Origin of the sequence: Nonomuraea indica (genome assembly GCF_002850745.1) — a bacterium.
Taxonomy (GTDB): Bacteria; Actinomycetota; Actinomycetes; order Streptosporangiales; family Streptosporangiaceae; genus Nonomuraea; species Nonomuraea indica.
Genome location: NZ_PJOK01000049.1, coordinates 145439 through 159571, shown reverse-complemented (window position 1 = coordinate 159571; position 14133 = coordinate 145439). Strand labels below are relative to the sequence as shown.

General features: G+C 71.9%; 14 protein-coding genes. 7 read left to right on the top strand and 7 right to left on the bottom strand.

The features are described 5' to 3' along the window. The first annotated feature begins 133 nt into the window (after positions 1 to 133). The 4 genes from CXR44_RS35700 (at position 134) to CXR44_RS35685 (ending at position 4561) form a co-directional block, all read left to right on the top strand. Entirely contained in the window at positions 134 to 2236 is a 2103-nt protein-coding gene (locus CXR44_RS35700) for a (Fe-S)-binding protein (protein WP_101790556.1), read from the top strand. 190 nt (positions 2237 to 2426) lie between these two features. Next, a complete protein-coding gene (locus CXR44_RS35695; protein ID WP_245899842.1) occupies positions 2427 to 3182 on the top strand; it encodes a hypothetical protein in 756 nt (251 codons plus the stop codon). After that, positions 3179 to 4249 carry a glycosyltransferase gene (locus tag CXR44_RS35690; protein ID WP_101790554.1) on the top strand — a complete coding sequence of 357 codons (1071 nt, stop codon included), beginning with the start codon at positions 3179 to 3181 and terminating at the stop codon, positions 4247 to 4249. The genes CXR44_RS35695 and CXR44_RS35690 overlap by 4 nt, the downstream gene beginning before the upstream one ends. Positions 4250 to 4279: 30 nt before the next feature. Then, a complete protein-coding gene (locus CXR44_RS35685) occupies positions 4280 to 4561 on the top strand; it encodes a metal-sensitive transcriptional regulator (protein ID WP_101790553.1) in 282 nt (93 codons plus the stop codon). A 178-nt stretch (positions 4562 to 4739) separates the two neighbouring features. Here the strand turns inward: CXR44_RS35685 and CXR44_RS39875 are convergent, their stop codons facing one another. The 3 genes from CXR44_RS39875 to CXR44_RS35675 all read right to left on the bottom strand — a co-directional run bounded on the left by CXR44_RS39875 (position 4740) and on the right by CXR44_RS35675 (position 7715). Further along, on the bottom strand, positions 4740 to 4895 hold the full coding sequence (locus CXR44_RS39875) for a hypothetical protein (protein ID WP_180903870.1): 156 nt from the start codon (positions 4893 to 4895) through the stop codon (positions 4740 to 4742). Between the two features lie 214 nt (positions 4896 to 5109). Further along, positions 5110 to 7083 carry a hypothetical protein gene (locus tag CXR44_RS35680; RefSeq protein WP_144070210.1) on the bottom strand — a complete coding sequence of 658 codons (1974 nt, stop codon included), beginning with the start codon at positions 7081 to 7083 and terminating at the stop codon, positions 5110 to 5112. A 107-nt stretch (positions 7084 to 7190) separates the two neighbouring features. Then, positions 7191 to 7715 (bottom strand): gamma carbonic anhydrase family protein, encoded by a 525-nt coding sequence (locus CXR44_RS35675; RefSeq protein ID WP_245899840.1) that lies wholly within the window; start codon positions 7713 to 7715, stop codon positions 7191 to 7193. Positions 7716 to 7861: 146 nt separating this feature from the next. Here CXR44_RS35675 and CXR44_RS41865 point away from each other — a divergent pair, with 146 nt between their 5' ends. Further along, entirely contained in the window at positions 7862 to 8965 is a 1104-nt protein-coding gene (locus CXR44_RS41865; RefSeq protein WP_101790550.1) for a hypothetical protein, read from the top strand. Between the two features lie 280 nt (positions 8966 to 9245). Here the strand turns inward: CXR44_RS41865 and CXR44_RS35665 are convergent, their stop codons facing one another. The 4 genes from CXR44_RS35665 to CXR44_RS35650 form a co-directional block, all read right to left on the bottom strand. Beyond that, positions 9246 to 9506, bottom strand: a complete 261-nt coding sequence (locus CXR44_RS35665; protein WP_101790549.1) for a hypothetical protein — start codon at positions 9504 to 9506, stop codon at positions 9246 to 9248. A gap of 119 nt (positions 9507 to 9625) precedes the next feature. Further along, positions 9626 to 10378, bottom strand: coding sequence for a GntR family transcriptional regulator (locus CXR44_RS35660; protein WP_245899838.1), 753 nt, complete (start codon positions 10376 to 10378; stop codon positions 9626 to 9628). A 151-nt stretch (positions 10379 to 10529) separates the two neighbouring features. Then, the gene (locus CXR44_RS35655) at positions 10530 to 11072 is read right to left on the bottom strand and encodes a VanZ family protein (RefSeq protein WP_101790547.1); all 543 of its coding nucleotides are present in this window, start codon (positions 11070 to 11072) and stop codon (positions 10530 to 10532) included. Positions 11073 to 11140: 68 nt separating this feature from the next. Further along, complete coding sequence (locus CXR44_RS35650) at positions 11141 to 11848, bottom strand: dienelactone hydrolase family protein (RefSeq protein ID WP_101790546.1); 708 nt, start codon at positions 11846 to 11848, stop codon at positions 11141 to 11143. A gap of 101 nt (positions 11849 to 11949) precedes the next feature. Between CXR44_RS35650 and CXR44_RS35645 the strand changes: the two genes are divergently transcribed. Further along, positions 11950 to 12747: a 2-keto-4-pentenoate hydratase gene (locus CXR44_RS35645; protein ID WP_101790545.1), complete on the top strand. Its 798-nt coding sequence runs from the start codon at positions 11950 to 11952 to the stop codon at positions 12745 to 12747. Positions 12748 to 12896: 149 nt separating this feature from the next. After that, positions 12897 to 14093, top strand: coding sequence for a kynureninase (gene kynU, locus CXR44_RS35640; RefSeq protein ID WP_101790544.1), 1197 nt, complete (start codon positions 12897 to 12899; stop codon positions 14091 to 14093). Positions 14094 to 14133: the final 40 nt, after the last annotated feature.

Here is a 14133-nt window from a genome sequence, read left to right as displayed (position 1 = left end):
GGGTCGGCGGCCCGTAGGGTGGGTCGCATTACCCCAGAATGTTACTCGTGGGTAGGATTCTGGGGTGACCTGGTCATTGCGTGGATGACCGGCGTCCGTACGCTGGCAGCCAACGTCGTCTGTGGGAGGGCCCGTGCTCTGGGTAGCCATCATCGGACTCATCATGACCGTCCTGGCGGTGGCCGCGGCCGGCCGTCGGACGATGTTCCTGTACAAGCTGGCCACCGTCGGCCCACCCGCCCCCGAGCGGGTCGAGTACGCCAGGGCGCACGCGGCCGACGAGGCCAAGGCGCAGCTCGTCGAGGTGTTCGGCCAGAAGAAGCTGCTCAAGTGGACGCCGTCCGGCGTGGCCCACTTCTTCGTCATGTGGGCCTTCTTCATCCTGCTGACCGTCTACATCGAGGCGTACGGCGCGATCATCCAGGGGGCGATCACCGGCCGGCCGGACTTCCACATCCCGCTCATCGGCCAGTGGGCGGTGCTGGGCTTCCTGCAGGACTTCATCGCGGTCGCCTGTCTCCTCGGCCTGGTGGCGTTCGCCGTCATCCGGGTCAGGAACTCGCCGAAGACGCTGGGCCGCAGGTCTCGCTTCTCCGGCTCCCACCTGGGCGGCGCCTGGCTCGTGCTGTTCATGATCTTCAACATCATCTGGACGCTCTTCCTGGCGCGCGGCGCGGCGGCCGCCAACGGCAACCTGCCCTACAGTTCGGGCGCCTTCGTCTCGATCGCCCTCGGCGACGTCCTCCCGGCCAGCCACCTGCTGGAGCAGATCGCGCTGCTCCTGCACATCGGCTTCATGCTGGTGTTCCTGGTCATCGTGGTGAACTCCAAGCACCTGCACATCTTCACCGCGCCGCTGAACGTGCTCTTCTCGCGCCGCCCCGACGCCCTGGGCGCCGCGCCGGAGCTGCGCGTGGACGGCAAGCCGGTCGACTTCGAGGACGAGGACCTCGACCCCGAACGGCTGGGCCGCGGCAAGATCGGCGACACGACGTGGAAGGGCTTCCTCGACTTCTACTCCTGCACCGAGTGCGGCCGCTGCCAGTCGCAGTGCCCGGCGTGGAACACCGACAAGCCCCTGTCGCCCAAGATGCTCATCCTCGACCAGCGTGACCACGCCTTCAAGGTGGCCCCGTACCTGCTGGCCGGCGCGTCCACGGAACACGCCGACACCGACGTGCTGGCGCTGCTGGAGAAGCCGCTCGTCGGCGAGGACGGAGTCATCCACCCGGACGTCCTGTGGTCGTGCACCAACTGCGGCGCCTGCGTCGAGCAGTGCCCGGTGGACATCGAGCACATCGACCACATCCTCGACATGCGCCGCTACCAGGTCATGGTCGAGTCGTCGTTCCCGTCCGAGGCGGGAGTGATGGTGAAGAACCTGGAGAACAAGGGCAACCCGTGGGGCATGTCCGAGATGAAGCGGGCCGACTGGATCGCCGAGCTGGACTTCGAGGTCGAGGTCGTCGAGGACAAGATGCCCGAGGACGCCGAATACCTCTTCTGGGTCGGCTGCGCCGGAGCCCTGGAGGACCGGGCCAAGAAGACGACCAGGGCCGTCGCCGAGCTGCTGCACATCGCCGGCGTGAAGTTCGCCGTGCTCGGCCCGATGGAGGCGTGCAGCGGTGACCCGGCGCGCCGCCTGGGCATGGAGTACCTCTTCAACATGCTGGCCCAGCAGAACATCGAGACCCTGAACGAGGCCGGCGTCAAGAAGATCGTCGCCACCTGCCCCCACTGCTTCAACACGCTGGCCAACGAGTATCCGCAGCTCGGCGGCACGTACGAGGTCGTGCACCACACGCAGCTGCTCGCCAAGCTGGTGGACGAGGGCAGGCTGACGCCGATCACGCCGATCGAGGAGAAGATCACGTATCACGACCCGTGCTTCCTCGGCCGCCACAACAAGGTCTACTCCCAGCCGCGCGACATCATGTCCAAGGTGCCGGGCGTGCAGACCCAGGAGATGCACCGCCACAAGGACCGCGGCTTCTGCTGCGGCGCGGGCGGCGCGCGCATGTGGATGGAGGAGCGCATCGGCAAGCGCATCAACACCGAGCGGGTGGACGAGGCGCTGACCACCGATCCCGACACCGTCTCGACCGCCTGCCCGTTCTGCATGGTGATGCTCGGCGACGCCATCAACGAGAAGAAGAACAGTGGCGAGGCCAAGGAATCCCTTGAGGTCGTGGACGTGGCCCAGCTGTTGATCAAATCGGTCAAGACCCCTTCCTGACCCGCGAAAGTCGGACTCCTCCACAGCTCCTGTGGAGGAGTTCCGCATGTCAGGAGGCGGATGCGGAGAAAATCCGCCATCCACATAACGGGAAAATCACGGTAACCTCAACGACGCATGGCTTCATTCGACGGGGAGGGGGCTCGCGATGCGCGTCGTCGTCACAGACGCGGAAGTCACGCTAGCCGACGTGCTCTCCCTGAGACTCGCCATGGAAGAGCCGTTGGGGGACGGCACCGAGCTCGTGCTCAGACACCGGACCACGGGGGTCGAACGTGACGTGCTGCTCGGCACACCGGGAGCCCGGACGGGGGAGGCCAGCGTGGCCGTCTCGCTCGCGCCCCTGAAACTCACCGCCGGGCGCTGGGACACCTACCTGCGCCGCGACGGCAAGCGCACCCGGCTGCACAGCATCGACCCGGGCTTCTCGCTCGACCATCTCGACGCGTACGCGCTGTGCAAGCGGACCATGGCCTACCGCTCCTACCGCACGCGCAACGGCTACCTCGCCCTGAAGATCTCCGACGCCGAGCCGGTCGCCGAGGTGCGCGCGATCTGGTTCCGGGAGGGCCGCTTCGAGGTGACGGGGCTGCTGGCCTTCACCGGGCTGGCCGACGACGACGTGCGCCACGAGGCCCGGCTGTCGCTGCAGCGCAGGCAGTCCGACGGCTCCGTGCTGCGCGCCTCGGCCACCGTGCAGGGGGTGCGCTTCCACGCGGCGTTCTCGCTGGTGGACGTGCTCGCCGCCGATCCCGGCGGGTCCGGCACGTGGGAGCCCTCGCTGGAGGTGGAGGGCGTGACCCGGCCGCTCAAGCTCGGCTCGCGGCTCGACGACGTCGACGGCAAACGCCGGCGCCTGCACTACCCGTCGGCCCGGATCGACGGCGTGCCCATCCGGCCCTGCTACACCGCCGACGACGAGCTGCGCATCGAGGTGGGCGGGTGAGGATCAGCCTGATGCTCTCCTCCGCGTACGGCATGCGCGGCGACGTCCGCTCCACGCTCAACCTGGCCGGGGCCCTCGCCGAACGGCACGACGTCGAGGTGATCAGCATCAGGCGGCACCGGGACAAGCCGTTCTTCCCCGTGGCGCCCGGGGTCACCATGCGTTCGGTGATCGACGTCAGGCCCGGCGTGCGCCACCTGCTGCCGCGCGGCCAGGTGCGCACCGAGGTCGCGCTGTGGCGGCTGCTGCGCGGGATCAGGTCGGACGTGCTGATCACGACCAGGCCGTCCCTGGGCGTCCAGGCGGCCAGGCACGCGCCGCGCGAGGTGCTCAAGCTGGCCCGCGAGTGGAGCCGCCCCTCGGTGCCCGCGCCGGTGAGAAGGTACTATCCCCGGCTCGACGCGGTCGTCACCGCCACCGAGAGCACCGAGGCCGAGTGGACGGGGCTGCTGGACGGCGGGCCGGCCGTGCGCACCGTGCCCGACGCGCTGCCGAGCGGGCCGTGGCCGCGCTCCCGGATGGACAACCGCATCGTCGCCGCCGGCGGCAGGTGGGTGCCCGTCAAGGCGTACGACCGGCTGATCAGGGCGTTCGCCACGGTGGCCGACAAACGGCCCGACTGGCGGCTGAGGCTCTACGGCGGCGGCCCCGAGGAGCGGCGGCTGCGCGAGCTGGTCCGCGACCTCGACCTGCACAACCACGTCTACTTCATGGGCACCACGCCCGACCTGGCGGGGGAGTTCGCCAAGGCGTCGATCGTGGCCAACACCTCGCGCAGCGGCGACCTGGGCATGACCGTGCTGGAGGCCATGGGGTGCGGGGTGCCGGTGGTGGCGTTCGAGGGGGCCAGGGGGCCGGCGGAGTTCGTGGCGACGGGCTACAACGGGGTGCTGGTGCCCGAGGCCGCCGCCGCGGACCTGGAGCTGCTGGCCGCGGCGCTCCTCGCGCTGATCGACGACGAGCGCAGGCGGCGCTCGCTGGCCGCCGGCGCGCTGGAGACCGCCGTCCGGCACGCCGCGGACGAGGTCGCCCCGCAGTGGGAGAAGCTGATCTCCGAGCTTCGCTGACACGATACGGGATCCGGGTATCGTGGAGGCATGCATGGCTACACCGCGGAGAAGCAGGCGTACCTGACGAGGCTCAGGCGGGTCGAGGGCCAGATCAGGGGCCTGCAGCGCATGGTCGACGAGGACGCCTACTGCATCGACATCCTCACCCAGGTGTCCGCGGCGACGCGCGCCCTGCAGGCGGTGGCCCTGGGGCTGCTGGAGGAGCACATCTCGCACTGCGTCGCGGACGCGATCAACAACGGCGGACCCGAGGCGGACGCGAAGGTCAAGGAGGCCTCGGCCGCGATCGCACGACTCGTCCGTTCCTGACGCGCTCCTGCGGTGATCCGGAGTTCATGCGGCGTCTCGATGGCGTCAAAGAGCTGCCGGGGACGAATCCGCCAGCAGAAAGATCGCTTGAATGACTAGTCATCTGGGATGAAGTCAGCCATGCCCCAACGCGGTCCCGGACTCCTCAGGAGTCCGGGACCGAATGTGTTGATCTTTTTCAGGCCGAAGTCCGCAATCCGAGCGCGTCGTCGAGCTCGTCCAAGGTCAGCCGCCGCTCGCTGATAGCGACAGCGGTAAGCACCTCGGCGTAGAGCGCAATCTCGTCCAACGCGACACGGTCGTGGACCCGAGAGTCCAGGTCGTCGTGCCCCACCGCGTCGTCCTTCCTTCCGCAGCCCACACCCTCTACGAGGTTACGGCGGAGGCCTCTTCGGCGACATGGCCCATCGGAGTCATTCCTTTCGGCGTCACCCTGGCCCCACCGGGATCATTTCCCGAAGCAGAGATCACAATTCAGCGAATTGTCTGCTGTCTAGAGTGATAAGGGGATATGGGCGAGGTAAGGGGGAAATAGCGGTGTTAGTGGTTTAGGGGTGGATGTCGTCGCGTTCGTGGACGATCCGCAGCACGAGCGCCGACTGCCCCGCGAACCCGCGATCCGGCACCCGCGCCCCACTCACGCCGCGCCACGCCAGTCCGGCGGCGTACGCGGCCCCCAGCACCGCCGCCGCGCTCGCCCGGTCGGGCGGCTCGATCTCGAACCCCGACACGACGGGCCGGTGCGGCATCCGCGACAGGGCCTCCCGCGCCTTCCTGGCCGCCGCCGGCACCGCGCTGACGCCCCACCGCGTCTTGAACCCCCCTACCCGCCCCACCCCACCCGGTACGGCACCCCCAGGCCCCGGAGTCCCAGGTACCGGGCTGCCAGGCACCGGGCTGCCAGGCATCGGGGTCCCAGGCACCGGCGTCCCGTCGGTCCCGTGGGTCCCGGTTCCGGGCATGCCGGTTCCGGGCATCGGGGTCCCGTGGGTCCCGGTTCCGGGCATGCCGGTTCCGGGCATCGGGGTTCTGGGCGTCCCGGCCGCAGGCATGCCGGTTCCGGTCCTGGGATGCCCCGGCCCCGCACCGGCGCCGGGCGCGCGCTCACCGGCGCGGGACTCACGGGCCGGGTGCCGGACGCCGCCGGGACCGCCTGTCGGGCCGGAGACCGCGGGACGGCCCGTAGCGGTGCCGCCGCCCGCTCCGGTGGGGTCTCCCGCCCGCCCGTCCCACCAGGCGCCTGAGGGATGCCCGGCACCCGAGGCGGCCGGACCCGTGAAGTGGCCGGTGGCGGGGATGCCCGGACCGGCGGACGCTGTCCCGCCGGTCGGCTGGGCGTGGCCTGGGGGGTGGGACGGGCCGGTCGGACCGGCGGTGGGGCGGTGCGGCGGGGGGAGCGGCTGGGCGGGGCCGAGGACGGGAAAGCCGTCGGGCTGGGTGGCCTCGGCGGCCGAGGTGCCGGTGAGCCCCGCGCGGGACAGTTCGTCGTAGGCGTGCCTGAGCCGGTGGTCGAGCATCCCCGGCAGCAGCCCCTTGGAGTCGGACAGGTCCGCGAGCAGCGTCGCCGCGGCCCGCGCCGGGTCCGGGGTGAACGACAGCGCCTCCACCAGGTCGTAGACCGTGTGGCAGAAGTGCGCCCGGGGGTCGGTCTCCACCAGGAGGGCGCGTCCCAGCCTTGGCGGGCAGCGTTCCAGCCACGCCCGCCGTAGCGACTCGTCGTCGCGCCGGGCGGCCGGCTCGTCCAGGCCGGGCCGGTTGAGCGCGGGCTCGACCATCGTGAGCAGCGCCAGGGCGCGGGGCCTGAACCGGGCGTCGGCCAGCAGGATCTGGGCCGTGTCGGCCATCACGGCCGTCAGTCGCAGCGCCTCACGGTGCCGGCCGGCGCGCATCCGTTCGGCGACGAGCCGGACGAGGTCGAGCAGCGGTGGGGCCGGCACCCAGCGCACCCACTCGTCGCCGGGCAACGGGCGGCGCAGGTACTCGCCGAAGACGGTGAGCAGCCGCTCGTTGCCGTCGAACGCGGGCGCGTACGCGCACCACATGACGGTCCCCCAGACGGCGGCGACCGTGCTCGGCACGTCGCCGGCGAGGATCTCGTCGAAGGCGGTCAGCGGGAAGTCCAGCTCGGACCTGCGGCCGGCGGCGCGCACCAGCACGCGGATCTGCTCGGTTACGTGGGCGGGCACGTCGGGACCGACGAACGCCTGCGTCGAGCCCGGCTCGGCGGCGAAGTCGGGACCCCGGGGGATGACCCGGGCGGGCAGCACCGCGGCGGCGTGCCCGGCCCGGCGCACGTGGGCGCCTCGGGGCGGTGGGGCCAGGTGCCAGCGGCCGTCGGCCGGGTCGTGCAGGTGCCAGCGCGCGTGCGCGCCGAAGAGCCAGCGGTCGCCGTCGGGCGTCACCAGGGTCCTGGACGCGATCACCTCGGCCCGCGCGGGCACGGGAAGCCGCTCCCAGCGCGGGTCCGCGACCAGCGCGCGGACCTCCGCTTCGGTGGCGGTGAACGCATCCCACGGGGGCACGGCGGCCATCGTACTTGCCGCCTGTGGAGCGGCGGCGAGCATCTACCCGGCAGATCCTCCGTTATGGTGACAAAAGGTCGGCATGTCGAGGGGGCCGCCGCGTGGCGTCACGAAAGCGGTGTCGCCTGGCGGTGCCGGAGTGCCTTGGCCATGTAGGTGTCGGGTGTGCGGGCGAAGGAGGCGCGATCGTCGTCGGTGAGCTCGCGCACGATCCTGCCAGGGACCCCGGCCACGAGCACCCCGGCCGGGATCGTCTTGCCGGGGCCGACCAGGGCTCCGGCCGCGACCAGGGTGCCCGCTCCGACGCGGGCGCCGCCGAGCACGATCGCGCCGATGCCGATCAGCGCGCCGCGCTCGATGTGAGCCCCGTGCACCATGGCCTTGTGGCCCAGGCTCACGCGGGACTCCAGGATCGCCGGCTCGCCGGGGTCGGCGTGCAGGCAGCACAGATCCTGTACGTTGCACTCCTCGTCGATCTCGATCCGCTCGTCGTCACCCCGGAGAACGGAGCCGTACCAGATGCTCGACGCGCGGCCCACCTGCACGTTGCCGACCACGACGGCGCCGGGCGCGATGTACGCCTCGGGATGGATGTCCGGGGACGCCCCGCCGTCCAATGCTGCGATGTACACCCGTCACATCGTAATTCCCGCCCCAGGTCTGGCGTTCGGGTTGCGGACGTGGGCAGATGGCAGGAAAGTCGTTTCCTGACGTCTCGTTGCCAGACCCTCACAACCCGCAGTTTTCCCCCGCCTCACGCGAATCTTTAGGTATCCCCATGACAAACCAGCACGAGAGCTTCCCCGACCTGATGCAAGAGGACACCTTCGAGGTCGTCATGCGCGGCTACAACCGCCGCCAGGTCCACGACTACATGATGCGCACCCGCAACCAGATCCGGGATCTGGAGGAGCGGCTGGCTCGGGCGATCGAACAGGCGGAGCAGGGTCGCCTGGAGCTGGCGGAGGCCAGGCGGCGCATGGTCGAGGGACCGCAGAGCTACGAGGACCTCAGCCCCAGGCTGGCGCAGATACTCAAACTGGGCGAGGAGGAGGCGGCGGCCAAGCGGGAGGAGGCCGAGGCCGAGGCGGCCAGCGTGCGTGACGCCGCCAGGTCGGAGGCCGACCGGGTGCTGACGTCCGCCCGCGAGACGGCCGACAACCTCCTCAGCTCGGCGCAGACGGAGGCCGAGCGGCGGGTGAACGAGGCGACCGCGGCGGCGGAGCGGATGCTGGCGCAGGCGGGCGCCGACGCCGACGAGAAGCTGGGCAGCGCCCGCCAGGAGGCCGAGGACACGCTGCGCGGGGCGAGCGCGGAGGCCGAGCGCCTCGTGACGGTGGCCCAGCAGGAGTCCGAACGGCTCCGCGAGGCCGCGAACGCGGAGGCGGCGCAGACCGTGGCGGCGGCCCGCCACGAGGCGGAGACGACGCTCACGGCGGCCCGGGAGCGGGTGGCCGCGCTCGACGAGCACGCCGGCCGGCGCGTCGAGTACCTGAGCAACACGCACAGCGAGGTCGTGCGCCGGCTGGCCGAGATCGGCTCGGTGCTGGGCGACCTGATGCACGCCGAGAAGGCGGCCGGGCCGCTGGTGGTGGAGTCGGCCGTCCCGCCGCGGGAGATCGCCGGCCCGGAGGGCGCGACGCGGCCGCAGGCGGCGCCCACCCAGGCGGCCCAGGGACAGGCGCCCGGGAGCGTCCAGGAGGCGCGTGCCCTGGCGGCGGGCGAAGCGGGGGAGCCCCGGGAGGCCGGTGAGCCCACGCCTGACGACGACGTGCGGATCATCGTCGCGGACGAGCACGAGCCCGTGACAGCGCCGGCGCGCCGCGAGGTCTCCGACGACACCGACGTCAACATCGGCCGACTGTCGGAGGTGCGCAAGTAACGGCACCGGCCGCGAGTGCCCGGCGCGGGCGGTGCCTGCTGGTCGGACGGTACCTGCTGGTCCGGGGGTGCATGCGGGTCGGCGGTGCGTGGTGGTCGAGCGGAAGCCTCCGCCCCCGATCGGGTCGGAGGCTTCCGCGTCCGTGGCCCCGTCCTCGTGGGGGCCCGGTGCCGGGGCCGCCGAGACGCTGGACCCGGCACCGGGCTGCTCGTGCGCGCCCGCCGTGCCGTCCGGCCGGGGTGGGTGGGGGCGGCGGCCGGGCGGGCTGGGGCGAGGCGGGCTAGGGCGAGACGGGGCCGGTGCACCCCTCGCTCTCACCGGCCCCGCAGTCGTGGTCGTCGGTCCTGTCCTCCTGGTCCCGGAGTTGCTCGCGCAGCGCGGCGGGGTCGTCGGCATCGATGGTCATCGCGCATCCGGCGTCGCGCTGCGCGTCGCTGAGCGGATGGTGGCGTGTCGCCCACCAGCGGCCCGCGTCGCTGCGCCAGATGGTCCACTGGGGAAACTCCCGGGCGATGTCGGCGAGGTGCCGGTCAAAGGACATCTGCTCATCCTTCCGGGGCCCCAGGTGAGGTGCCGTCTCCCTTGCAGGGTGCGGCACATCTCTAGAGATGTCTAGGATCTCGGAGGACAGGTCAACCTATCGCTTGACAACACCTTGACCTACGCGTCGAAGTCGTATTGCAGGACGTACGCGGCGGAGTCGAGCACCATCTCGTTGTACTCGACGGGCCTGCCGCCGGCGGTGTAGGCGGTGCGGGCGATCACGATGACCGGGGTGCCGCCGGGCAGGCCGAGCAGGTCGCTCTCCCGCGGGCCGGGCATCCTGGCGCGCACCTCCTCGGTGAAGTGCGCGGGGGCCGCGCCGAGATCGGACAGCCGGGCGTAGACCCCGCCGGGGCCGGTGTCGGATGCCGTGATGGCGCTGTTCTCGACCAGCTCGGCGGGGAAGAAGGACGTGGCGAGCTGCACCGGCCGCCCGTCGACCGAGTAGCGGCGTCGCCGCACCCACACCTCGGCGCCGTCGAGCACGCGTGCCACCTCGTCCGAGGCCCGCTCCCGTACGACCTCGACCTCGTCCACGGAGAAGGGGCGGCCGCGGGCGTCGGCGTCCCAGATGGCGTTGCCCTCGCCCCACTGCTCCCGGGACAGCCGGCGGGAACCGTGCCTGCGGATCGGCTTGAACAGCCGGACGTAGACGCCGGAGCCGCGTTTGGGCACGGCGAGGCCCTCGTTGATGAGGACCGCGAGTGCCTGTCTGGCCGTGGCGCGGGCGATCGAGTAGTCGGCCATCAACGCGTTCTCGCCGGGCAACCGGTCCCCGTCGCGCAGTTCGCCGGAGAGGATCCGGGCGCGGAGGCCGTCGGCGATGCGTCGATAGATCGGAAGATCGTGGGGAACCGGGGATTCAGACACGTTTGACCACCCTCTGTCACCAACCGGGTTTGGCGTCTCCAGAGAACTTGCCCCCTCTTGTCCACGATCGCACAGATACGGAGGTTGGTCCCGAGCTTTGTTTGAGCGGATCGTGCCCATGTGGTGAACAAAACCCGGTTTCGCCCGACCGTTAATGCGGAACAGGTCGGGCCGGTATCCGGCGGGCCCACCAGCGGTGGGTAACCAGCGCGGCCAGCACCCCGCCCAGCGTGTTCACCAGCACGTCGTCGACCGAGGAGTGCCGGCCGAGCCGCAGTGCGTACTGGAGGGTCTCCACCGTGACGGAGGCGAGGCAGGCCACGGCCGCCACCCGGGCGAGGGAGGCGAGGCGCGCGCTGCGCACCGGCAGCAGCGCGCCGAGCGCCGCGAACACCAGCAGGTTGCCGCCCACCTGCACCGACACGGTCTGCCACGGCTCGTGGGCGAGTGTGGCGAGGTCGGTGAACGGCACGAGGCTGACGCCGGTCGGGCCGCTCGACGGGGTGAGGATCATCCAGACCCACGGCAGCGTGCCGGCCACGACGCCGACGTCGGCCAGCGCCGTGCGGGCGGGCGCGGGATGCCCGGCGCGGGCACGGTGGCGGGCGAGCAGGAACGCCACCGCCGCGGCCGGCGGAAGAGCGAGAACCCCTGCGATGATGACATTTCCCCATAGCTCCCAGGTTCGCGTCACCGGCCCATGATGGCGGCGTCCCGATGGTACGGAAAGGTGGCCTTACGGATAGGGCCTCCGCACCGCTGTCAGGGGCGGGCGGGCAGGTGCTCGTCCAGGAACGCCGTGGCCGCCTCCCACGCCCGCGCCGCCGGCTCCGGCTGGTGGAACATCGGCGACTCGCTGTTGTGGAACGCGTGCCCCGCCTCCTCCTCCACGTGCGTCCGCACGTTCGCCCGGCCCGCCGCCGCGCTCTCCACGGCGGCCACCCGGTCGCGCGAGATGTACGGATCGCTGCCGCCGAAGACCAGCAGGAGCGGCGAGTCGATGCGCTCCATCAGCCCCGTCGCCTCCGGCACGGCGGAGCCGTAGAAGGACAGCACGGCGGCCGGCCGCGCCTGGGTGGCCAGCATGTACGCCACCGAGCCGCCCAGGCAGAACCCGAGCACCCCCAGCCCGCCCGTCACCTCGGGCAGCTTCCCGAGGTGGGCCAGGGTGAGCGCGCAGTCGGCGACGCCCTGGGGCAGGTCGAAGCCGGCGGCCAGGTCGATCGCGGCGGCGGTGCCCTCCGGGGTGTGCTCGCCCACCCAGTGCGGGCGCAGCCGCCAGAACAGATCGGGTGCGGCCACGACGTAGCCCCGCGCCGCCAGGTCCCGGGCCACCTTCTCGATGTACGGCCCGACGCCGTAGATTTCCTGGATCAGCAGGATGCCGGGCCCGCTGCCGCCGTCGGGAAGCCACAGGTGGACGTCGAAGGAGCCGTCGTGGGCGGTCACGTGATCGATGCGCTGCTGCATGGTGTCCAGGATGACGGGCCGGATGCACGGTTGTCCTCAGCCCCTTGTCGTTCTATACCCGGACATGAGGGGATTGGGAGCCAGGGTGAGGAGCGGTCCGCATGTATGACGAATGGTCCGAAGCGGTCGACACGCGCGGCCAGGCGGCCGACCGGCTCGCCGAGGCGGCCCGCTCCGGCAAGCCGTGCCCCCCGGTCCGCGACCTGATCGGCACGGCGAGCGACGCGTACGCCGTCCAGGAGATCAACGTGCGGCGGGCTCTGGAGGAGGGGCGCAGGCCGGTCGGCCGGAAGATCGGCGTCACGAACCCGCTGGTGCAGCGGCAGCTCGGCGTCGGCGAGCCGGACCACGGCACGCTCTTCGCCGACATGGCCTTCCTCGACGGGCTGCCCGTGCCGGTGGAGCGGTTCCTGCAGCCGCGCGCCGAGGCGGAGATCGCGCTGGTGCTCGGCCGGGATCTGGTGGGCGGGCCGTTCACGGTGGCGGAGGTGATCCGGGCGGTGGACTTCGCGCTGCCCGCGATCGAGATCGCCGACTCGCGCGTCGCCGACTGGGACATCTCGCTGGTCGACACGATCGCCGACAACGCCTCGGGCGGGGCGTTCGTGCTCGGCGGCACGCCCGTCCCCCTGGCGGGGCTGGACCTGCGGCGGGCCGCGATGACGATGACCCGCGGCGAGCGGGAGGTCTCGGCGGGGACCGGCGCGGCGTGCATGGAGCATCCGCTCAACGCCGCCGTCTGGCTGGCGACGGCACTGGGCCGCGGCGAGTGGCCGCTGCGGGCGGGCGAGGTGGTGCTGACCGGCGCGCTCGGGCCGCTGGTGCCGGTGGAGCCGGGCGACGTGTTCGAGGCGCGCATCGAGGGACTGGGGTCGGTGCGCGCGGTCTTCTCCGCGTGATCGGCCGACGAACGCAGAGCCGACGAACGGGAAGCCGACGAGCGCGGAGCCGACGAACGGGAAGCCGACGAGCGCGGAGCCGACGAACGGGAAGCCGACGAGCGCGGAGCCGACGAACGGGAAGCTGACGGATGGAAAGGAGTCGCCGGATGCCGGATCGGGACCACTGCCTGGCGCTGGACGCAGCGGATCCGCTGCGGGAGTTCAGGGACGAGTTCGCGCTGCCCGAGGGGGTCGTCTACCTCGTGGGCAACTCGCTCGGCGCGCTGCCCCGCCGCACGGCCGAGCGGGTGCGGCGCACGGTCGAGGAGGAGTGGGGGCAGCGGCTCGTCGGCGGCTGGAACCACGACGGCTGGTTCGCCCAGCCGCTGACCCTGGGCGACCGGCTGGCCCCGCTCATCGGCGCCGGCCCGGGACAGGTCGTGGTGGGCAACACCACCTCCATCGTGATCCACCAGGCGGTGTCGGCGGCCCTGCGGCTGCGCCCGGAGCGCCGCGTGATCGTCTCCGACGCGGCGAACTTCCCCACCGACCACTACATCGTGCAGGGGCTCGCCGCGTTCCTGGGCGGCTACGAGGTCCGCGACCTGGCCGAGGGGCGCTTCGACGACGCGGCGGTGGTGCTGCTGTCGGAGGTCGACTACCGCACCGGCGCGCGGCAGGACGTGCCTGGGGTGACCGCGCGGGCGCACGCGGCCGGCGCGCTGATCGTCTGGGACCTGTGCCACAGCGTGGGCGCGATGGAGGTGGACGTCTCCGGGGCCGACTTCGCGGTCGGATGCACGTACAAGTACGTGAACGGCGGTCCCGGCTCGCCGGCCTTCCTGTACGTCAACCCGCGCCACCTGGCCGACGCCGAGAACGTGCTGTCCGGCTGGCACGGGCACGCCGAGCCGTTCGCCTTCGAGCGGGACTACCGGCCGGCCGAGGGGATCAGGCGGTTCACCGTGGGCAGCCCGCACGTGCTGTCGTCGGCGGCCCTCGACGCGGCGCTGGACATCTGGGAACGCGTGCCGATGGCCGAGGTGCGGGCCAAGAGCGTGGCGCTGACCTCGCTCTTCCTCGACCTGGTCGGCGGCCGGCTCGAGTCGGCCACGCCCGCCGACCCCGAGCGGCGCGGCAGCCAGGTGAGCCTGCGTCACCCCGACGGCTACCCGGTGATGCGGGCGCTGATCGATCGCGGCGTGCACGGCGACTTCCGGGCGCCCGACATCCTCCGCTTCGGCTTCGCGCCGCTCTACACGCGCTACGTGGACGTCTGGGACGCCGCCGCGACGCTGACCGAGGTGCTGGACAAGGAGCTGTGGCGCGACGAGAGGTACGCCCACCGGCTGCCGGTCACCTGACCGAGGGAGTGATCCCTCGCGAGAGTGAGCCGGCGGATCG

Excerpts from the sequence above, each read along its gene's own strand:
- CXR44_RS35685 (WP_101790553.1), top strand. The coding sequence starts at position 4,280 with ATGCATGGCTACACCGCGGAGAAGCAGGCGTACCTGACGAGGCTCAGG.
- CXR44_RS41865 (WP_101790550.1), top strand. The coding sequence starts at position 7,862 with ATGACAAACCAGCACGAGAGCTTCCCCGACCTGATGCAAGAGGACACC.
- CXR44_RS35665 (WP_101790549.1), bottom strand. The coding sequence starts at position 9,506 with ATGTCCTTTGACCGGCACCTCGCCGACATCGCCCGGGAGTTTCCCCAG.
- CXR44_RS35650 (WP_101790546.1), bottom strand. The coding sequence starts at position 11,848 with ATGCAGCAGCGCATCGATCACGTGACCGCCCACGACGGCTCCTTCGAC.
- CXR44_RS35645 (WP_101790545.1), top strand. The coding sequence starts at position 11,950 with ATGTATGACGAATGGTCCGAAGCGGTCGACACGCGCGGCCAGGCGGCC.
- kynU (WP_101790544.1), top strand. The coding sequence starts at position 12,897 with ATGCCGGATCGGGACCACTGCCTGGCGCTGGACGCAGCGGATCCGCTG.